11 protein-coding genes are annotated in these 22,038 nt (G+C 57.8%); 5 read left to right on the top strand and 6 right to left on the bottom strand.

Features of this window, described 5'->3' with window-relative positions:
* Nucleotides 1-64: 64 nt before the first annotated feature.
* Nucleotides 65-2,002 carry a hypothetical protein gene (locus ACM6HV_RS02140; RefSeq protein WP_414903272.1) on the top strand — a complete coding sequence of 646 codons (1,938 nt, stop codon included), beginning with the start codon at nucleotides 65-67 and terminating at the stop codon, nucleotides 2,000-2,002.
* A gap of 349 nt (nucleotides 2,003-2,351) precedes the next feature.
* Nucleotides 2,352-4,478, top strand: a complete 2,127-nt coding sequence (locus ACM6HV_RS02135) for an autotransporter outer membrane beta-barrel domain-containing protein (RefSeq protein WP_414903270.1) — start codon at nucleotides 2,352-2,354, stop codon at nucleotides 4,476-4,478.
* A gap of 73 nt (nucleotides 4,479-4,551) precedes the next feature.
* Here ACM6HV_RS02135 and ACM6HV_RS02130 read toward each other — a convergent pair whose 3' ends face one another.
* The 6 genes from ACM6HV_RS02130 to ACM6HV_RS02105 all read right to left on the bottom strand — a co-directional run bounded on the left by ACM6HV_RS02130 (nucleotide 4,552) and on the right by ACM6HV_RS02105 (nucleotide 16,999).
* Nucleotides 4,552-9,069, bottom strand: coding sequence for an Ig-like domain-containing protein (locus tag ACM6HV_RS02130; RefSeq protein ID WP_414903268.1), 4,518 nt, complete (start codon nucleotides 9,067-9,069; stop codon nucleotides 4,552-4,554).
* A gap of 170 nt (nucleotides 9,070-9,239) precedes the next feature.
* Complete coding sequence (locus ACM6HV_RS02125; protein WP_414903266.1) at nucleotides 9,240-10,868, bottom strand: hypothetical protein; 1,629 nt, start codon at nucleotides 10,866-10,868, stop codon at nucleotides 9,240-9,242.
* Between the two features lie 32 nt (nucleotides 10,869-10,900).
* Nucleotides 10,901-11,809 carry a hypothetical protein gene (locus tag ACM6HV_RS02120; protein WP_414903264.1) on the bottom strand — a complete coding sequence of 303 codons (909 nt, stop codon included), beginning with the start codon at nucleotides 11,807-11,809 and terminating at the stop codon, nucleotides 10,901-10,903.
* A 70-nt stretch (nucleotides 11,810-11,879) separates the two neighbouring features.
* The gene (locus ACM6HV_RS02115) at nucleotides 11,880-15,887 is read right to left on the bottom strand and encodes an RCC1 domain-containing protein (protein WP_414903262.1); all 4,008 of its coding nucleotides are present in this window, start codon (nucleotides 15,885-15,887) and stop codon (nucleotides 11,880-11,882) included.
* Between the two features lie 118 nt (nucleotides 15,888-16,005).
* Complete coding sequence (locus tag ACM6HV_RS02110) at nucleotides 16,006-16,401, bottom strand: YbaN family protein (RefSeq protein WP_145593116.1); 396 nt, start codon at nucleotides 16,399-16,401, stop codon at nucleotides 16,006-16,008.
* Nucleotides 16,402-16,411: 10 nt separating this feature from the next.
* A complete protein-coding gene (locus ACM6HV_RS02105; RefSeq protein ID WP_414903260.1) occupies nucleotides 16,412-16,999 on the bottom strand; it encodes a UPF0149 family protein in 588 nt (195 codons plus the stop codon).
* Nucleotides 17,000-17,307: 308 nt separating this feature from the next.
* Here ACM6HV_RS02105 and recQ point away from each other — a divergent pair, with 308 nt between their 5' ends.
* The 3 genes from recQ to ACM6HV_RS02090 all read left to right on the top strand — a co-directional run bounded on the left by recQ (nucleotide 17,308) and on the right by ACM6HV_RS02090 (nucleotide 21,908).
* Nucleotides 17,308-19,437, top strand: a complete 2,130-nt coding sequence (gene recQ / locus ACM6HV_RS02100; RefSeq protein WP_145593115.1) for a DNA helicase RecQ — start codon at nucleotides 17,308-17,310, stop codon at nucleotides 19,435-19,437.
* A 133-nt stretch (nucleotides 19,438-19,570) separates the two neighbouring features.
* On the top strand, nucleotides 19,571-20,005 hold the full coding sequence (locus ACM6HV_RS02095; protein WP_027613988.1) for a MarR family transcriptional regulator: 435 nt from the start codon (nucleotides 19,571-19,573) through the stop codon (nucleotides 20,003-20,005).
* A 127-nt stretch (nucleotides 20,006-20,132) separates the two neighbouring features.
* Nucleotides 20,133-21,908: a FimV/HubP family polar landmark protein gene (locus tag ACM6HV_RS02090; RefSeq protein WP_414903257.1), complete on the top strand. Its 1,776-nt coding sequence runs from the start codon at nucleotides 20,133-20,135 to the stop codon at nucleotides 21,906-21,908.
* The last annotated feature ends 130 nt before the right edge of the window (nucleotides 21,909-22,038 follow it).

Raw genomic sequence — 22,038 nt, 5'->3', positions numbered from 1 at the left:
TGAATGCTGGTGCAGGCTTATAGCACCCTTGGCCAGCTATTTAAATTTGGAAAGGATAATGACAATGACCATTTTTAAACCGTTAAGTCCCGCAGAGAATCGTGCACGCTATCTCAGGGTTCGCCAAAGCATGGCTGTCGCTGATCTGGAACCACCCAGGTTGCATGCGGATAATCCTCTACTTGGCGACGAAGCCGATGACTTGCCAAATCAATTGCACAGCAGTCTTCGGGGCGCTGCACTCAAGGTTGTGATTCCTCGCTTTCCCAAGGCAGATGATCCCAATTCAGTACCGGGTTTTTTACAGTTGACCTGGGATGCTACGCGTAGAGGAACTAAATATAACTACACCACGCCGATTGATTCGGCAATAACTGAATTTGATCTGGTGCTCCCTGAGGGTTTGACGGTCGATCCAGGCTCGCATGAACTGGGTTATGTATTAAATCATGGTGGCAATACTGATCCGGTAGAATCTCTGATAATCAATATTGATACCCAGGCTCCTACTCCAAATGGTTTGGTGACACTTCCGCCCGAAGTGGAGCAGTTTGGTATTACCAAAACCTATCTAGATAACAATGGTGGTGTTGTGGTGGTGGGTATTCCTGAATACCCTACAAAAAAAATCAAGGATACCGTTCGCTGTTACTTCGGAGTCAGTTTGCCAAGTGCTGTCTTGATTGGAGAGTTTGAGCGTCCAGATACAACTACACCGGTAACTTTCGATCTGACCAGCGACCACATTGGAAAGGAGGAAGGCGAAAAAGAACTTTGGTATACGTTGGATGACCGCAAGGGTAACCCGAGTGCACCTTCTCCATTCAAGAAGGTCAACATATCGCTGACAGATCCTCCTGCGGGATTGCTCCCACCTGATATCCCGCTGTTTGATGATGATACTCCCATTAAACTGGTAGATCTGGCGGATGCCCGGACGCCATTGGGGATCGGTATAACAACTCAGTACACCAACTTCATCGATGGCATGGATGAGTTGGAAGTTACCGTTGATGGCACCACATTAAAGGCTGTTCCAATTACAGGTTTTCCTTACTATCTGGATATTACTTACGCTGCACTGTTCAACGACAACCTTGGCCCCAAGACGATTACTACCAGCTATCAGATAAAGCGCGGGAATGCTCGACATCCATTAACAGGGCCTCTCACAAAAGATATTGATGTCGATCTTCGCAGGCCTGGTCCAGGAGAGGGGGGGGAGAACCCTAACCCGGATCTCGCTCCGGTGACAGTTCAAGGGCAAGGAGGCAATCCTCCAAACGTTCTGACTGAAGACGACATAGACCAGACGGTATCAGTGAAGGTGGCAGTCTTTGATAATGTGAAAGATGGGGACATTGCGACACTTATCTGGAAGGGCGTAGAAGTTTCCCAAGCGGACGGTGGTGTTATCGAGTTGGATGGAACGGAGACCGGTGAGCTGGAGTGGACTATTGAATGGTCGGTTGTCGACTTTGGAGGGAATGATGCAAAACTACCGGTAAGTTACAAGTTGACCAATCCAGCTGTTAACGATAACGAAGAGTTTTCATTGCCTCGGGAGGTTGAGGTGTTCATTCGTCCAAGCGTAGCGCCAGCAGTAACCTTTCAATATAGGGACGATGATTTTGATCCTCCTCTGCTCAACTGTAATTCGTTACGAACAGATGCCGTCCTTGTCAAGTGTGCTCACGCGCTGGTTGCAGGTGGGGAGAATCAATTGAAGGGTCAGACCTTGTCTTGCGTTTATCAAGGTTATACCGATGAGGCGGGCGCTACGGAAAAGCCGAATACAAATTACGTTTTCAGTTACACACCTACCGATCAGGAGGTGGATGCTGGGTTCATTTTGAAAATCCGTTATCAGGAACTGCTTGCAACAGGCAGTGCGTGGGGGAAGGTCAGTTATGTGGCTGATATTGATGGAAGACCGGTGGAGTCCAGCGATTTTATCAGGGTGCATATGGAATCAGGCAGTGGTAATCCTTGCCCGATTTAAGTGAGGAAGACGGGAGGTTCAATACCTCCCGTTTTTTTGCGGTAGTGCTCGGGTTATTTCCTCTTTGGCTTTCGGACTTTTCCTACAGTTTTTTTTGGGGGATCCGACTACTGTTCGCGCTCGATTTTTCATGCAGATGCTTCTTGCATTTTTTTGTAATGGTTGTGGAGGTGGACAAGTCATGAAGGCGTTGAGTGTCTGGTTTAATGGTCCCGTTGTAAAAAGCACGTTGGGTGCGTTTATATTCATACCTGCATTCTCTTTTTTCGGTAATGGAGTAGAGGCGGCTGTTATCGTCAACAACACTTCACTGGATATCGACGCAACGACTGCACCGATCGATTATCTGGTGCGCAACAGGGGTGTGTTGAACGTCAATGGCGCCACCACCCAATCGATCACCGTTCAGTCCGGCTCGACGCTGAACATCAACGGCGCTACGGTCGTCAGTAATCCCGGCGTCGAAGGCGTATTGATTACCAGCAGCCGGGGCACCATCAACCAGGCCAATGTGACGAGCGACGATATCGGTCTGGCTGTCAACCGCTCTTCAATTGCCGCTGGCGGCTCCACCGTGGATGTTTCCAACAGTCAGATCCGTGGTGATGTTTTCGGTGCGCAAGTCACGGGGCTGAGCACGTTGTCGCTGGTCAATACGCAAGTGACCGGTACTGGCAGCAATGGCATTGGTGCGAATCTTCTTGGCGGTGCGCTCAACGCCTCCGCCGGGTCTGTCATCACCGGTCAGGCGACAGGCGTGCGCATTGTCAACGACACGGACAATGTCGGCGCCCGTTCGCTCTCGCTGGATAACGCCACTGTACAAGGGGTCAATGGCTCAGCAGTTCTGGTTGATAGCGGTACCCATGCCACCATCAACCTGTCGAACGGCGCCAGCCTGCTCGCCGGCAACAACAACCTGCTCGACGTCCAGGGCGCCTCCACCGCCACCATGACCGTCGCCAACAGCAACTTGCAAGGCAACATCAACATCGCCGGCAACAGCACCGGCAACCTGACCTTCGATCAAGGTCGGATGACCGGCGACGTGCTGGTCGAAAGCGGTTCGACCGCCAACGTCACCCTGCAGAACAGTTCGCAGTTTACCGGCCGTCTCGACAAGGTCGATGGCGTGACCGTCAACAGCGGTTCGATCTGGACCCTGACGGGCAACGACACCGTAGGAACTCTCGCGATGAGTGGTGGGACGGTTCGCTTTGGTGCGCAGGATGTACCGAATACCTTCTACCAGTTGAACGTCGGTACGCTCGCCGGCTCGCCGGACGGTTCCAGCACCTTCGCGATGAAGGGCAACTTCGCCACGGGCCAGCATGACTTGCTCAATGTCACTGGTGTGGCGACCGGGTCGTTCGGGTTGCTGGTGGCGGCGTCCGGTCTGGATGCCGTGAATCCGCAGCAACTGACTCTGGTGCGCACCGCCGCTGGTGATGCGCAATTTGCTTTGACGGGCGGGCGAGTGGATCTCGGTACCTGGTCCTATGACCTGGCCCAACGACAAGGTGGAACGGGCGGTACGGAATGGTTCCTCGACCCGACCACCCAAGTGATCAGCCCCGGCGCCAGTGCGGTACTGGCCTTGTTCAACTCTCCGATTACCTTGTTGTACGGCGAAGCCAGCTCATTGCGCAGCCGCATGGGTGAGTTGCGGTTCAACGGTGGCCAGTCGGGCGCCTGGGCACGCACCTATGGCAACCAGTACAACGTGTCCGAAAGTTCCGGTGTGGCGTACAAGCAGAACCAGCAAGGGCTTTCCCTCGGGGCCGACGCCCGACTCAATGACAGCGATGTACTGGGGGGCGTGATGGTGGGCTTTAGTGAGTCCGATCTGAGTCTTGAACATGGCACCTCGGGCACGGTCAAGAGTTATTACTTCGGGCCGTATGTGACGTGGATGGACCGCGACACCGGTTACTACGTTGACGGTGTGCTGAAATTCAACCGTTTCCGGAACGAAGCCAAGGTCGGTTTGAGCGACGGCACGCGTGCCAAGGGCGATTACGATAACTGGGGTGTCAGCGCATCGGTTGAAGGCGGTCGTCATATCAAGTTGAGCAACGATTACTTCATTGAACCCTTCGTTCAGTTTTCGGCAGCGCAGATCCAGGGCAAACGCTTCAGCCTGGACAACGACATGCAGGCCGATGGTGATCGTACCCGCTCTTTCCTGGGCAAGGCAGGCGCCACGGTCGGGCGCAACTTCGACATTGGCAATGGTGCCGTTGCGCAACCTTATGTACGTGCAGCGATAGCTCACGAGTTTGCCAAAAACAACGAAGTGCAGGTCAACAACAACGTGTTCAACAACGACCTGTCGGGTTCACGGGCGGAGTTCGGCGCTGGTGTGGCGGTGGCCATGTCGGACAAATGGCAGGTGCATGTCGATCTGGATTACGCCAATGGCGAGCATATTGAGCAGCCTTGGGGGGGGAATGTGGGGGTGAGGTATAGCTGGTAATCGCTGAGTATTGGAAAACGCCTCGCAGTCCGCGAGGCGTTTTGCTTTTCGCATTCGAGTGATCGCTGGTGCTTCATTTGATCCCTACAGCGTTTGCATAGTTGTAATTCGCAAAATGCCCTTCTGATCCGCCACCTAGATGTTTCACGTAATAACTGACATAGGGAAACGACACGGCCCGATCACTCGACCAGTAGAAATGAGAACCCATCGGCCACCTCCCAGCGTAAAGAGCCCATATTTCTCTTAGTTCACCCATCGATGGCAATCGATATCCGTGACTGATTGCCGCATTGTTCGCATCCGCCCACCTGCTATTGCCGAATCCCAAACAATGAATGACGCCTGTCACTGTAACGGTGTAGCTCTTTGACTGGTTGGCTGCATCTGTGACGGTAATGGTTGCAGAACCGCGACCTCTGACCGTGACCAGTCCAGATGAGCGATCAACGAAAGCCACGCTCGTGTTGCTGGAGGTATAGATATAAGCGGGCTGTCCCCCGGATGCCTGGTGATGCACTGACGTTCCCGGACCGAATGCCGGGAGGACTTCGGGGTTGTTGGGAATCAGGTAGATCTTGCCGCTCAACGTCACCGGGCTGGTGTTGAAGTTCAGTGGTGGAATCGGTGAGATAACCCTGAACGTGCGCGCCACCGAGAACTGCCCGGTGCTCACTGCCTTCGCCGTGATCGAGTGCTGGCCCAGCCCTACGCCCAGTGTTGTGGTCCAGGTACTGCCTGTGGCACGTACCGTGTGTTTGGGCGAGTTGTTGTCGTGGATTTGCACCTCGAAATCAGGGGTGACATTTCCTCGCAGCGTGACGGAGGTGCTTTTGGTTTCCGCATTGTTCGGCAGTTCGCTGATGCCATCGTGCACAGACGTGATCGTCACTGGAGTGTGGGCGGCCACATTGAATTTGAACGGCTGACTTTCTACCGGATCAACGGGGTAGAGCGCTCTTGCCGTCAGGCTGTGTGATGTCACTGCCAACCCTGTGACAGTCGAGCGCCATTGCCGACCGGCATCGACAGTGACAGGCGGGCCGACCGCTGTGCCTTTGTTGTAAACCTGAATCTGTTCTTTGGGCGTTGCCTGTCCCAGTAGCGCAACCGTGGAGTCATAGGTGGTTCCGTTCTGATTGACCGTCCCTCTGCTGTCGGTCACCGAGGTGATGCTCGGGGAAATGAACGCGGCAACGGTGAACGCCCTCGGTGGTGCAGATGTGGGTTCGCTGCCGTACTCCGCTTTGGCCGTCAGACTGTACGTTTTTAACGTCAGGTTACTGTAGGGATATTCCCAGTCGCCGCTTGGTTTGACGTCTACCGTGTCTATCGCAGTGTTTACATCGCTAAGCGTGATCTTTTCATTGGGACTGGCTTTACCGTGCAGCGTGACACTCTTGTAGTAGGTCGTCCCGCCCGCTTCGACGTCGCCTTTCACATCGACCACGCGAGAAATGGTCGGTGTGACGGCTTGCCCTACGCGAAAAGGATAGGGAGGACTCAGCTCTGGCTGAATGTCATAAAGCGCCTTGGCATTGAGTACGTAACTTTTTACCGTCAATCCGGAGAGTGTATGCCGCCAGATTCCGTTTTTGTCGACAGGAAGGTCGATGACTGGCGTCCCGCTTTGATGAAGCTGAACCTGCTCGTTGGGTGTAGCGCTGCCTTCGATCGCGACACTGCTGTCGTAGGTAATGGCGTCGGGTGCGACCAGGCCTCTGGAGTCGGTCACTGTGTTGATCTCCGGGGTTTCAGCGAACTTGACCTCGAAGGTCCTGGGATTGCTGGTGACCGGATCGGCGTCGTACAACGCCTTGGCGGTAATGCTGTAGGGTTTCTCGGTCAAACCGCTGATGATGCGGGTCCATTCGCCTGTTTCATCTACGGGCGCAGTGCCCAGGGATGTCGAAACTGTATCGAAAAGTCCAACTGTTTCATCGCGAGTTGCAGTGCCTTTGACAGTGACCTCCTTGTAACGGGTTTTCCCCCCTTCGAGTACGTCGCCACGGGCATCTGTCACGCGGGTGATGGCAGGCGTCACCCAGTCGTATCGGGTTCTGATCGTCAGCGGCAATCTCGGAAACTCAATCGCATCGGCTTCTTGAGCGCTGCCATCGAGCGAGACTTTGCAAATCACGTTTGCTAGTGTGGAATGCCCCAGTTTCATCAACTCGCTTCTGGGCAAAACTTCATTCAGCCCGCTGCTGAGCTGCGCCGAAGTGATCTCGTCGCCATCGAGCATCCGGATGACGTAGTCGCTGCCCGCCGTTGTCTTGCCTTCCAGCCTTAGCCAGAGGCGTTGCTTGAGCGCAATGAACGGCCATTTCAATACGAGAGCCTTCGCATCGCCGCTGAACATCATCAGATCAAGAACATCGCTGGTTGCCAAAGGTACTTGCGGACGGGGCCAGTCGTTTTCAGGATCCTCGAAGTTGGAAACATACAAGTCCAGTGACTCGGAGGGAGTGGTGAAACCATAGCGTGTCACGCCATATTCGACGCTCACACGGCGGTTAATGTTGGCGCCGATTACCGAGCCGGCTATACGAAAAGTGACGGCTCCACTGGCATCCCCCGGCAATTCAAGATCAGTTGAGGTGCCAGCACCCGGTGTGCCGAGCCATTTGAGGTTGATGGTATCCAGACCGGGTTTCATGCTTTTGTAACTGACGCATACATCGACGCCGTTGAGGCCGTCCTTTGGATTCAAAATGTCATCAGGGGCCTGAAGCACTTTGGGCCGGGGCAGTTCGCCGACCAGTTCGCCGATCAATAGTTCGAGCGCTGCAGAATGTTCGTAGCGCTGAGTGGAGGGGCGCCATAGCGTATATCGCACCTTGACGTACTGGCCGATATTTTGAATCACATACTCCGCAGGCACTCTGAATCGCAGTGATTTGCCGGCGCTGAGCGAGGTGATGGGCAACTGGTCGCTGATGCTGCCCAGAGGATGGGTTCCCTGCCAGTACCAGGTCACGATGTCGTCTTTTTGCGTCGGCGGATTTTCAATGAGTATGTGGACGACATCGAAGACTTTGGAAGGGTCGAGCACATCGGGGTTCTTGTCGGCTTCCTCCACCTCGGGCCTGGTCAGTGTCGCGGTGACGGCTTGCACCTTGACCAGCAGATGCTCTGAATCACTGACGCCGAAGAGCTCCGACTTGTCATTGGACACGGTGTACCAAAGATCGAGACTGCCGTTGTCGAGCACGCCGATGTGCTCTGCGTCGACGTAAGCAGTGAAAAAGCCTTCTTTCGCCTCGTTGGCACTGACGGTGTGCGTGAATTCATGGACATAGGGCTGATCGTTGGACTTTTTTCCTATCCAGTGAATGGCGACCAGATCGCCATTGGCAATGCTCAGGTACTTGATCAGTACCGTAGCGTAGGGCCTGTCCGACTCGAGTATGTCACCCAGCAACTCGACAATCGTCGGTGCGTCCGGCATCGAAACGTCACCCACCACGTCGGCGAATTCGCGTTTGGAGGATAACGGCGGACTCCCGTCTGCCTTCGTCAGCACGTAGGATGCATCAGCACGGCCCATGGCGATGGCGCGGACTTGCGCGTACGGCACCTTGAATTCCATGACGCTCGGAATGTTCTCCACCAGTTTGGTTTCGGTGTGAATCAACGGTTTTCCGCTGAGGGGGGTGCCGATCCAGGTCATTTTCACTGAGTCGTTCAACGCGAATTCCGTGGGCTGGATGTGGACCTGAACCGTGACGTCCTCCCTGTTCAAGTCGATGATCTTGATGATCTGATTGACCGCTTCCTTGATAATCGGGGCATCCAGACGCCAGGCGCCGGCGTCGACGGCGACCCGCGTGCGTTTGGAGTGCCGGGAAGACCAGTTCCATACTTCATCGTGAGGGTCGTACTTGATTTCCAGTGCCGCGCTGTCGCCACCGGCCAGAATGTCTTCCTGCGTGGCGACGATCACGATGGGATCCCTGCCTTCCGCCTGCGCGAGTGTGACGAGGTGCGGCGCCAGGGTATGGCTGCCCCAGCGCATCAGAATCGTGTCTCGCACCCTGATTTCCGGATAAGCAGGAACCGTGAGGGGAACGCCTTTTTTTGCCCACTCCGCGTCGATCAATCCCTGATCGATGATTTCCTGTGGCAATTGCGCGATGTGCAGTTCGGAGTGCCCGTCGGGCAGATGAGGCTCCCTGTCTCGGCCACCGGGGCTGGTGAGTTTGACGAAAAACAGCGACACCACAGAGGGATCGTCCGGCGCGGTTTCGCCGAACCGGGTCAATTCATAAAAACACTCATGCAGACCGGGGGTGAACAACGCTTTGTCCAGATAAAAGAACAGGTGCGTGTCTTTTTCCCCCGCTTCAACCTTTCGGGTGAACACCGGAACGTCGTCCCAGTAAACGACATTTTCATCACCCTCCAGCATGTCGAGGTACGCCACAATTACGCACAGCACACCGCTGGCGCTTTCCTCGACCACTGCAATATTGATCCCGCCATCGGCCTCCTCGACTGGCGTGACTGCGCCGCTGATCTGCATGGGCCGAAGCGCCAGGGTGACGGGCTGGTCGATATGGGGAAACAGAAGCGGACTGGGGGTGAGCATGACGAAACTCCTGAACGAGCACGCAATGGGATCGCAGACGGTTTTTTATTGAACCTGAGGGGCGGGGAGAGGGGTACTGTCAGATCTGACAGGTGCGCAGGGTCTTTCGACCAACGGTTCCAGGATCATGGTCTGCGTGCGTAGCCGTTCTGGATCCCGGGGCTATCACCCTAGTCGTCCCGCATCGCCCTTGGCTGGAACGGGATGGCTGTCGACAAAGCCTGCGTGCTCGAATCTCCCAGAGCCTGATCCTCGACGTCATAAGTGAACGTCGAACCAGGTGCTGCCGTTAACAGCACACGCACGACCGGAAGGAAGCGCCCCGTGACCTGGAAATAATCGCGTTGAATGTATCGAGCCCCTACCAGCCCGTCTCCAGCTTGGTGAGAGGGGGTGAAAACGGCGAACGCCTCGAGTGGCAGGTGTTGCGGATCGTCTTCGGTCCACGCCGCCATGATCAATTCGTTCCAGCCCCAAGGATCAGTGGCGTCGGGCCGTACCGTGGTCGCCAGCTGAAAGTTTTGCGCTTGGGTGTTGAACGCGCACGTGCGGGTGGGGCTGGTGGCGTAACGTGCAATCCACAGCTCCCGGGTGGTGATACCCAGCTCCTCGCACTGGCCGCCGTGGGTTCGACAGATATCGGCCGAGCCGGAGGTGCCGGCGTCAAACGGGTACAGACAGCGAACGGTCAATGGTTTGCCGGAGGGGGCAAAGGACTCCCGGACAATGAACCCCTGTGGCTTGTAAGTGCGGGTAATCCGTGTACCGTCCGCGATGTAGGTGAACGAAACCCCATTGCCGTTTATGGAGCTGTCACTGGGATCCCAGGAGTGATAGGCGGTGGAGACATTGGTCGAGCGCACCAGTACACCACTGCAGTGGAATGCAGCGCTATTGCCCAGACAGGTTGTTCGCGTGTCCACTGATCGCGCATTCAAACGCGCAACCACATCGTAGCCGATGTACAACTGGTCCTGAAGGTTGAAACCGAACACCCTGTCCGCAGGTTGGCCGAGATCCATGCGCAGGATCGGCAACCACTCACCGGTAGCCTTGAAATAATCGCGTTGATCTTTCTGTGCTCCGAGCAGTGAGCCGATCTGCGTCACGTCATAAAACAATGCTTGCAGTGCCAGCTTCGCAGGGTCCAGTTCGTCCCAGTTACGCACCTGCACCTGCATCGGCCGTGCAGACCACGTGGTGTCGAGCCCTTGGTGTGCAAGCAGGCTGGCCTTGAACTGTGCGGGGTTCTGGCTGCTGAGTGAGCATTGCGCGACAGCCTCATTGGATTGCTGTGCGAAGTGCACGAGCCAGCCTTGTGCGTCAGTCACGCCCAGCGCCGTGCAGGAACTGATGTCCGGCGCTCGTTGCACTGCGGCGGCGGCCCAGCCGCAGCCCATTTCCGGTCTGGTGGCGGATATCGGAAATTCGAACGGATAGACGCACAGGACATCCAGCGATTTGCCCAGGCCGATCGCGCTGAACTGATCATTGAATACCGCACCGTATGCTTGCGCCAGCGTGCGGGTGTCGAGGTCGGCGCGCAGATAGTTCATGCCCTCTGCGCCGAGTTGAGTGGCGTCTGCGTTGTGTTTCCAGAACTCTTCAGCTCCCTGGCTGCCACGCAGCAATACACCGCTGCAAAAATACGCCGGATTGCCTCCTGGGCACTGAGTGAGGGTGTTCTGGTAGCGCTGGTTGAGCAGCTGAGCGGTTTCCGGACCAGTCACGGCCTGGCTGTCACTGCCGAACAGCGCCAATCCGAGCAACAGACATCTGATTCGCAACCTGTTCCGCATGTCGATCTCCAGAAGTCTCTGGTCGCAGCCGCTCAAGCCTGGGAAATACCCAAAACCTGCCAGTACGAGGTCTTTAGCTGGCCGGTGGCGTTGTCCTTGTCCGAAAAACCGTTGAGGTCGTAAGTCCAGGCGGTGTCGGCGCCCAGGACGTCGCCGGTCCACACCGGGTAGTCCAGCCACCCAAGGAAGTCCGCGACGGGACCAATGTCGGGGAAATAAAGCGCCCATAGCCGTTTTGTCTGGGCGAGGGTGATCGGTTGCAATTCCGCAGCGGTACATACGCTGATCATGCGCTCCCAACTCGCGGCATAAGTCAGGAAGTACACCTCCTGAATGCCTTTGACGGTGAGTGGGTATTCGCGGCTCTCGTTCTGGCTGTCGGTCGCGCGAATCGTGCAGGCGCCGTTGCTGAGGGCGGTGATCTCGCCCGATTCTGCATCGGCACTGGCGATCAACGGATCGGTGCTTTCGTAGGTGTAGGGCGCCTGGCCCCACGTGGCTTTACGGGTCATGCGCGCCGCCGGCGGAGGCACAGGCGGGGGCTTGTCGACAGATACGACGTAGTGTTCAGTGCTCAGATCCAGTGTGGCGGCAGCGACGAAACCCGTCTGCAATTTCAGACTCAGGGTGTCCGAAGGTTCGCGGGTGCTCTGATACAGCTGCACTTCGTAGCGAATCGGTACGATGTCATTTTCGTCGGCAACAAATTCCGAAGCGTCGACCTTGAACTCGACATCCTTGCCGACAGCGCCGTCGCTGATCGGCAGGTCATCGGTGTAGGTATCGCCGACGAACAAGTAAACGTGATCGAGGTACCTCATGGGCGTCCAGGGTTTTATCCTGACGGTCGCTCCCCCGGGAGGAAGCGTTTGCGGATCCAGAATACCGAGGGGCGCTTCGTCTACAGAGGGCGCCCGCAGGTTGTTGTTGGTCTGGCTCATGTCTCCCTCTCCTCAGATCAGATAGGCGGCGCTCGGGTGAGCGCCGCACAGCAAGGCATCGTTGAGAATGTCAGGGAGTGTTGAGCCTGGCCAAATGGCTGGCCTTGAGGGCCAGCCCGCGCGTGGCCGCATTGGCGTAGTACGACACCTGGCCTTTTAGCCGGTCTTGAGCGGCGCTGCTGTCGCCACCGGCGAGCGCATTGCCCCAGGTCACTACTTCGCCGTCGGAAGTGAGCGCCGTAAAGGCATGACGGTTGGCGTAGATGGCGGTGACGTTGAGCAGTTTGTCCGCTACGGGCGTGGTATCTCCGCCGAGCGACGGGTCTCCCCAGGCCACGACGGTTCCATCTTTGCACACTGCGGCGAATGCTCCAGCGGTGGCGGCCAATTGAACAAGATCGTCCCTGCCGGCAATCGGGTCAGGTATCAGGCCACCCGAATTGGCCGCGGGCCATCCAACGACGTGACCGCTGTGTCGAAGCGCTGCAAAGGCATTCGAACTGGAGACGACTGAGATGATATCCGTCAGGGAACGGATCTCAGCAGGAAGTTCGCCGCCATACGTTGAGGGCCCCCAGCCTGCGATTTGTCCGCTCAAGAGCATGACGATAAAGGCTTGAGCATTTGCACAGGCAAGCGCCTTGATGTCGGTCAGGCCGGCGACATCGTCGGATACGGCGCCGCCTTTCACGGGATCGCCCCAGGCGACCACACTGCCGTTATTCCGAAGTGCAGCGAACGCGAAGCCATTGCCGATCACATGTTTGATATCGGTCAGGCTGGCGATATCTGGAGGAACAACACCGCCGAACCCCACTCCACCTCCCCAGGCCATCACCTGGCCGGTCGCTCTGAGAACGGCGAAAGCATTTCCGGCTGGCGTCAGTTCGACCGCATCTCTCAAGGCCAGGATTTCGGCGGACGGGGTTCCGCCTTTGTCAGCGGTGCCCCAGGCATGGACTGTTCCATCGGTTTTGATGCCCGCAATTGCAACGCTGTTGCCCGCAAGCAGTTTGAAGTCCGTAGGGTCCACCGTGCCCATTTCTCCACCCTGACCAGCAGTCCCGGGCCATGCCACGGTGAAATTGTTGGTGCGAATCACCGCGTAAGAATTGCCTGAACAAGCCGCTCTGGCAATGTCGGTGAACGTCTGAAAGGTTGGCGGGATTTTCTGGCCATTCAATGGGTTACCCCACGCTGCCAGATTGTTCTTGTCCCGCAGCGCCACGAATGCGCCGTCATTGGCGGGAGTGCCAGGGCCGCCGGTGCCAAATATATTGACTCTGTTCAGGGTGACCTGGTCGTCGCTGGTGCGAACTTGCAAGGGGGCATACGGGTCGGTATCGGCCCAGATCTGCGCTGTCGTCCAGGTGCTGTCGTCAGCATATTTCCACTCTGCCTCTACGCGTTGCAAGGTGTCTGCGTTGAAGGCGGATATGAGCCAGCTGGAACTGCTCTCCCGATAAATCCCCTTGTTGTAACGCGCCCCGATGACCCGCAACTTGCCGCTGCCGATCACCTTGCGCACATCGTAGACCGTCGGGTTGGAAGGACCATCGGTTCCGCCGGCCTTGCGTTTGATTTCGTAGCTCAAGGCGATGCTTCGCCCGTCGTTGGCGTTGATCACGCTATGCGGCACCTTGATCACGGCCAGCTCTTTGTCGGCTTGCGCGGACGTCACGGTATGCGGATACGTGGTAGGGGTTTGACCCTCGACCGTTACCCTGATTTCGTCGTCTGTCTTCAGAAGGGCGGTTGCCGGTATCACCACTGTTGCGCCGTCTGGATAAACATCGTCGGGGTTCAACTGATCTTTTTGAAGACCGGTTGCCTCCCTGAATGTGGCGTCTGGCAGCTTGAACTCCGTTGCCTCGACTCTCAGCGGATAATCCGCACCGGGGGCCTGGCCACCCTCCAACAATGCTACGTAATAACTGATTACCACATCTTTGTTCAGGCAGGCGAGCAGGATGGATTGCTCAACCGTGAACTCGACGGGTTTGCCCTTGTTGTTTGAGCTGACGGATCTGTCAGCCGTGTGCACGGTCACTCCATCCGTTGTGGCCCACGTCATGTAAAAATGATCGCCGGCGTTTTCTGGCCGGTTGGCGGGAATTTTGACGGGTGCACCGTCCGGGGCATCGGCGGGGTCGAGGATTCCACCGGGGGCTTGCACCACTTCCGCTGGTTCCAGCAGTGGTTGCTCTGCCTTGCCGACGACAAAGGTCAACGGATTGGAGTAGCTGGTGGTATCGGTTTCCTTGCGCCAGATCCGGTAAGTGACAGTTATCTTCTTTCCGCGGTTGGGTTCAATGTGTGCCGCTACGAAAGCGGCATTCAGCGTGAAGGGCACATCCTTGTCGGCCGAGAGGGCGTTGAGAGTGGTGGAGTCTTCCTTCTTGCCTGTGACCTCGCCATCCCACGTATAGGTGACTATGTCGCCAGACTTGCTTGGCGTACCGGTGGGTCTTGGCGCAATGATTTTAGTGGCGCCTGCGGGAAGGTCGCCGGGTTCCAGCCCACCATTCTGCACGTCCGGAACGATGGGCATCTCCAGCTCGAACAGCGGTTCGCCGACGTTGACGGGGGCCGCAGTTCGAGAGCGGCGCCTGATGATTTCGCCGTCTTCGTCCGCCAGCAGTGTATAGGACCCTTCGACAGTTCCGCCGTTGAGGGTGGAAATGTGTATGCCGTCGATAGGAATGACAAAACCATTTTCGTTGCTTACTTCGTCCTTGTCCGGAAAATACCAGTCGAAGCTTGGGTTATAGATAGTGCCATTTGGGCGCTTGCCGAACCATTCAACTTCGATTGCCATGCCTACTTCAATAATCGGATCGTGCGGAATCCGAAAAGCGGTTTGAGTGAGTTCGGGGTCAATAGCGCCATTTTCCTCATCATCGAAAGTTGGTGCGGCCAGTTGATCCGGTTCGCCCACAATCTGCACGAACTGGCCCTTGGATCGAAGCGGGTCTGTGCTTCCATCGCGTATCAGGCGGTAAGAGAAAGTGGCTTGGGCTTTTGCCAGCTTTCGCGCAGCCGAGTTCTGGATCACCAACTCGTAGGTGTGTGGCAAGTTGTCAATGGTCACCAAGGGAGCAACGGCTTCGATCGGATCGCCCTCTACCGTGGTGCCGTGCATCTTCAGTTCGATTTTGTCGTCAAGCTTGAAGTCCGGGGCTCTGGCTACCACTTGAACGACGACGTTGTCGTCACCTAATTTCTCAAGATCAAGCACGTTGTTGATGGCCGGCGCGACAATAGGGGCGAGCAGAAGATTTGTACCCACCGAGACTACGATCCGGGTTGCCGTGCACCAGTCTTCTGCGATGTTTCCCGTGATGTCGAAAGCAATGAAGCTCACAGCAAGGCCTGAATCATCGGTATCGCCGGCCTTCTCGATCATGGCTTTGTCGACCACGATTTCGATCGGATTGTTGACGGGATCACTGATTTGCTCGGCGGTGACCGGTTCGGATTCTTTGAACACTCCACCCCACGTCACCTTTATCCTGTCACCGACCGCCACGTCAGGATAAGGCACGCCGGAACCGGATTGAGCGCGGACGATAATCGGCACGCCTTCTTCAGCGATGTCCTTATCCACGCCGCCATTGACAATTTCCGGATCGATATACATATACAGCCCGGAGTGGCCGGGGCCTGGCAACGTATCTTGCCCGCCCGGAATCTCGAGTTTTTCGTATATTGGGGTCGGCGGATTCTGGGGTTCCCACGCTTGATTGATTCGTTTAACTCGGTAATTCAGGGTATGCGAGCCGGTCCGGGCGTGCCGGGGGGCGACGAATAGTGTCACGCGCTGATTCACCTCGGCGGCTTCCCTGATGGTGGTCTGAGCAACGACGTTACCATCCTTCAACAGTTCGACGTCGTCACCGATGCCCATCTCGCTCCATGGCAAAATGTAAGTCAGCAGTCCTTTTTCGGGGTGTACCCCCATCGCTGCGGCCCAATTGATCCCCCACTCACCGGAAGGCAGTTTTTCGGGTTGCTTGTCGGGGATTTCCAGCTCGGCGAGTGCCAACGCGGGAATTCTTTTCGCAGGTTTTTTCAACATGGCAGACACTCCTGTCGAGGGATGGGCGACGGAGTGATTTAAGGATCGAAGTTGATCGCCTGGCTACTGTCAGATCTGACAGGCGAGCAGGTTTTTTCGACGAACGGTTGCTGAGCGCTCAGCGTTTGTGCAGGGTTTTCTGTCGCAGAAGGTAGACCGTCACCAGCACCGCACTGGTCAACATGAACCCCCGCGCCCATGGCAGCGGCACCAGATAGCATGAGAACAGAATGCTCACCCACATCAGCCCGATCGCGTAGACCTTGCCCTTGAGCGGTATGCCGTTGCCGTCCAGATAGTCACGGATCCATGGCCCGAGCCGGGGATGCCCGACCAGCCATTGATAAAAGCGCGGAGAGCTGCGCGCGAAGCAGGCCGCGGCGAGCAGAAGGAAGGGGGTAGTGGGCAGAACCGGCAGGAAAATCCCGATCACCCCCAATGCCACACTGAGCCAGCCGATGGCCAGCAGGATGTAGCGCAGCATCAGGGAGCGGTTGCCTATGGGGTTGTCCATAGGCCGGATCTTAGTGGTGACGTGGCTTGAGGATCGCCGGTTTTTCGTCGGGCGCCTGGCACAGCAGGTACAGCGCGGTCAGGGCTTCGGGGATCTGCACGATCATGTCGTCCATCAGGTTGGCGTCTTTGGCGATGTCTTCGAACTCTGGCTGTTCGTCGAACAGGCCGGAACCGACCATGATCGGCAGGAGCATTTCGCTGACTTCTTCTTCGGCGGTCTCGAACCAGGCCGCTTCGCGCAGGAACACACCTTCCATGAAACCGATGCACCAGCCGCGCAGTTCGGAGTCGTCCGGGTCGTCACCCAGGTCCAGGTCGCACGGCAGTTCGAATTCTTCGTCGGACGCCAGTTGACGGGCGATGTGCGCCTTGAGGCCAATCAGCGTGGCTTCGATCTCTTCACGCTGGGCTTCGCTGCTGTAATGCGGCTCTTCGGCGAACAGGGCGTCGATCCACTCACGCTCCGGGACGTCTTCTGCACAGATCGAGAGGGCGGTCAGGTAACCGTGAGCGGCCACGTAATCCAGCGCCTCTTCGTGCAGCTCGTCGGCGTCGAGAAAGACTTGCAGGCGGGTCAGTTGCTCAGCGAAGGACATTACGGGGCTACCTTGGGGGAATAAACAATGCGGGAATTCTAGGCCTTCTTGCTCGCTCAAGCCAGCCGCATGGCAGATTTGCCCCGTCAGGACCTGCAGATCCACCGATGATCCCTGTAGGAGGGGTGTAGGAATGACTCTACTCAGCGGCACCCCTCGCCGGGAAGGGCTCGGGTATACTGCCGCGTTTTGCGCTCCCTGCTCGTATTGCGGTGGTCTGGCAATGCGCTCTTACGTTTTGTTTAAGCAGCCCTGGCTGTCCTGAACCAGCCTGTGCAGGGATGTTTCGGTAGATTTTTGGAGTTTTTATGCTCGAACAGGCTCAACGCGTCCTCAAGGACATCTTCGGCTACGACAGTTTCCGTGGCCGTCAGGGTGCAATCATTGAGCGCGTGGCCAGCGGTGGTGATGCGCTGGTACTGATGCCTACCGGTGGCGGCAAGTCCTTGTGCTTCCAGGTCCCGGCGCTGCTGCGCGAAGGCCTGGCGGTGGTGGTGTCGCCGTTGATCGCGCTGATGGACGATCAGGTCGCCACCCTCGAAGAGCTGGGCGTGGCTGCGGCCGCGCTGAACTCCACGTTGAGCGCCGAACAGCAGCGCGATCTGGCGGCACGGATCAAGCGTGGCGAAGTGAAAATGCTCTATCTGGCGCCCGAGCGTCTGGTGCAGCCGCGCATGCTGTCGTTCCTGCAAGGGCTGAACATTGCGCTGTTTGCCATCGACGAGGCGCATTGCGTATCGCAATGGGGTCATGACTTCCGCCCGGAGTACCTGCAACTGGGCCAGTTGGCGGAAATGTTCCCCGACGTGCCGCGCATCGCCCTGACCGCCACCGCCGACAAGCGTACCCGCGAAGAAATCGTCACCCGCCTGCACTTGCAGAACGCCGAGCGCTTCCTGTCGAGCTTCGACCGGCCGAACATCTTCTACCGCATCGTGCCCAAGGAGCAGCCGCGCAAGCAGTTGCTCGCCTTCCTTGCCGAACGGCGCAGCGATGCCGGCATTGTCTATTGCCTGTCGCGCAAGAAGGTTGAAGAAGTTGCCGCGTTCCTCAGCGAGCAGGGCTTTCCGGCGCTGCCGTATCACGCCGGTCTGCCCAATGATCTGCGCGCCTATCACCAGAAGCGCTTCCTCAACGAGGAAGGCCTGATCATGGTCGCCACCGTGGCGTTCGGCATGGGCATCGACAAGCCCAACGTGCGTTTCGTCGCGCACCTCGACCTGCCCAAATCCCTTGAAGCCTACTATCAGGAAACCGGGCGCGGCGGTCGTGATGGCCTGCCGGCGGATGCGTGGATGGCCTACGGTCTGCAAGACGTGGTGATGCTCAAGCAGATGCTGCAGAACTCCGAAGGCGACGAGCGCCACAAGCGCCTGGAGCAGCACAAGCTCGACGCCATGCTTTCGCTCTGCGAAGAAACCCGCTGCCGCCGGCAGACGCTGCTGGCCTATTTCGATGAAGACATGCCCGAGCCGTGCGGCCACTGCGACAACTGCGTCGACGGCGTGCAGACCTGGGACGCCACCGAACCGGCGCGCCAGGCGCTGTCGGCGATCTATCGCACCGGCCAGCGCTATGGCGTCGGCCATCTGGTGGACGTGTTGCTGGGCAAGGACAACGAGAAGGTCCGCAGCTTCGGTCATCAGCATCTGTCGGTGTATGGCGTCGGCAAGGCGCTGAGCGAAAGCGAATGGCGCTCGCTGTTTCGACAGTTGGTGGCGCGTGGTCTGGCCGACGTCGATCACGAGGGCTACGGCGGTTTGCGCCTGAGCGACACCTGTCGGCCATTGCTCAAGGGCGAGGTGACGCTGGAACTGCGCCGCGACCTCAAGCCGCAGGTCACCGCCAAGACCGCGAGCAAGAGCCCGGCCAGTCAACTGGTGCGTGGCGAAGAGCGCGAACAGTGGGAAGCCTTGCGCGCCCTGCGGCGCAAACTGGCCGAAGAGCATGGCGTGCCGCCGTACGTCATCTTCCCCGACTCGACGCTGCTGGAAATGCTCCGCAGCCAGCCAACCTCGCTGGCCGACATGGCGCGGGTCAGCGGCGTTGGTGCGCGCAAGCTGGAGCGTTACGGCGAGGCCTTCCTCGAGATCCTCGGCGGCGAGGCCGAGGCGCCGAAAGTGGTGGCCGACGTGCGTCACGAACTGATCACTCTGGCCCGCGCCGGCATGACCCCGATGCAGATTGCCGGGCAATTGCAGTGCTCGGAAAAGAACGTCTACACCATGCTCGCCGAGGCCATTGGCAAACAGCAATTGTCGCTGGAGCAGGCGCTCGACCTGCCTGAAGAACTGATGGGCGAAGTGCAGGATGCGTTCCTCGACGGCGAAGGCGAGTTGCCGTCGGTCGCCGAAGTCGCCGAGCTGTTCGCCGGTCGGGTTCCGGAAGGCGTTCTTTATTGCGTCAGGGCTGCGTTGCAATCTGAGTTTGAAATGTAAGAGGGCGTTTGCGCCAACCGTCAGGCAGTTGTAACGATTCAGTACAGGTCGGCTCTTGCCTATAGCCAAATGTCATGCTTAGCTGACTAATAATTAGTTTTTCTCTATTTGTCAGTCTACCCATGAGTGTTTTATGCCGTTAACCGATCAACACCGCTTTGGCATGCAACTGGCCCAGATGTCCCGTGGCTGGCGCGCCGAACTGGATCGCCGACTGGCGGGCCTGGGATTGTCCCAGGCGCGCTGGCTGGTGCTGCTGCATCTGGCGCGATTTGAAGATGCGCCGACCCAACGCGAGCTGGCGCAAAGCGTCGGCGTCGAGGGGCCGACTCTCGCGCGTTTGCTCGACAGTCTGGAAAGCCAGGGCCTGGTGCAACGCCAGTCGGTGATGGAAGACCGCCGGGCGAAAAAAATCGTGCTCTGCGCACCTGCGCTGCCGCTGATCGAACAAATCGAAACCATTGCCACGCAACTGCGCCACGAATTGTTCGAAGGCGTCGACGAGGCGGATTTGAAGGTGTGCATGCGGGTTCACGGGCACATTCTGGGCAACCTGGAAAAATCTTGAGGCATAACCGCGTGCCGGTTTTTTGAGAGATCGCGCTGAGCAGACTATAAGAACTACTGGGCAATATCGTGTTCGTACCGGATGTGCGAACGCATAGAAACCGGTTTTGCTTATCTAAGGGATGCTCATGCACGCAAGTCGGCACGTGGTACTGCGCAGTGGCGCCAAATGGCTGCTGGTCGCTGGCGTATTCAGCTATTCGACCTGGTCGATGGCACTGGGCCTGGGGGATATCACGGTTCACTCGGGTCTCAATCAGCCATTCAAGGCCGACATTGCGCTGGTGGATGCCGCTGGCCTGAGTGCCAGCGATCTCTCGGCCAGCCTGGCCACGGCAGATGAATTCGGCCGGGCCGGGGTGGAACGGGTGTTCTTCCTCAATGACCTCAAGTTCACCCCGATCCTGCATGGCAATCGGCAGATGATCCGGGTGACCTCGCGCAAGCCGGTCAAAGAACCCTTTCTGAATTTTCTGCTGCAGCTCGATCAGCCCAATGGCCGCCTGCTGCGCGAGTACACGGTGCTGATCGATCCGCCTGGATCGTCCAGTATCGTACCGGCCACGGATGAACCCGATCCCCATCCGCAATCCTCTGAATTTCCCGCCGTCGAGCCTGCCACCGCGGCACCTCAGGCAGCCCAGGGCAAACGCGATGCACCGTCCTCGGCGCCGGCATCTCCAGCGGCGGCTTCACCCGCCAGCGATGCCCTCGCGGAGCAATTGGCGGCCAGCGTATTGCTCAATCAGCAACTGCAAAAGACGGTGGACGAACTCAACGTCAAACTGCAGGCGCAGGATGTGCAGATTGCCGACAGTAAAAAACAGGTCAGTGATCTGCAAGCGCGGTTGATCGAAGTGCAAAAGCCTCCGGCACCGGTGGTTACGCCGCCAACCCCAGCGCCAGCACCCGCCGCGCCGCCAGTCGAGGGCAATGATCTCAACTGGCCGCTGTTCGGTGGCTTGTTGCTGTTGTTGGGTTTGCTGGTGGGTGGGCTGTTCGTGCGCCGTCGCCGTCAACTGGCCGAGAAGGCAGTGCCGCTGGCGCTTGCCCCGACCGGTCACGAGCCGGATCTGGACGACAGACCCACTGCGACCTCGATCGGCCTCGGTGCAACACCCGAGCATCGTGAAGAACCGGCGGCGGGGGATGTGCTGGAGGCGGTGGGAATTTACCTGGCCTACGGACGCCTGAACGAGGCCGTCGGGCTGTTGCGCGATGCCTTGGACAAAGAGCCGGAGCGCACCGATCTGGGCGTGCAATTGCTTGAAGTGTTGGGGCGTCAGGGCGACAGTGCCGCTTATGAGCAGCAGGAAAACCAATTGCGCGGGGCAGGAGTCGATCCTCTGGAACTGGAGGCGATTCGGGCGCGTCATCCAAAGCTCACCCGTGTTGCAGCGATCACACCGGTGTTGCCTGTCATCGCTGCAGCACCGATTGCGCCCGCACCACCGGCGCCTGAGGACAATTTCGAATTGAACCTGGGTGAGCTGTCGATGGCTTCAAGTTGGGATCTTGAGGACAGTCGGACGGTCGCAGATCAGCCATCCGCAGGCGCCCCCGCGTCGGACCCGAGCCTTGAAGTGCTGCCGGTGGACTTCGAGTTGCCCGAAGTCGCCGCGAGTGACGAGACGGAGCTGGAGTGGATTCCCGAACCCGACGCACAGCCACTGGATGATGACTTTCTCAATGAATTTGGCGACCCGCCGCCATCACTGGCGCTGGAGCCACTGACACTGCAGGAGCCGGAACCTGCTGTCGCTTCGGTGAAGCTTGAACAGGCGCAAACCTGTATTGATGACGGGGATATCGACAGCGCCATTGCCTTGCTCAATGAGTTGCTCAAGGAAGGGGACGAGCCCCTCAAGCAAACGGCGCGGACGTTACTCGCGGGTATTCGCTGACGGTTGAATCAGCGCAATTGTGCGGTGACTGGACTATCGCCTTCGCGAGCAAGCTCGCTCCCACAGTTGGAATGCGTTCCAATGTGGGCGCGAGCTTGCTCGCGAAGGCGTCAGGGCAGACAAAATCAAT

Origin of the sequence: Pseudomonas sp. IT-P260 (assembly GCF_949768395.1) — a bacterium.
GTDB lineage: Bacteria > Pseudomonadota > Gammaproteobacteria > Pseudomonadales > Pseudomonadaceae > Aquipseudomonas > Aquipseudomonas parakoreensis.
The sequence above is the reverse complement of the archived record's forward strand: the minus strand, read 5'-3'. Positions and strand labels throughout refer to the sequence as shown.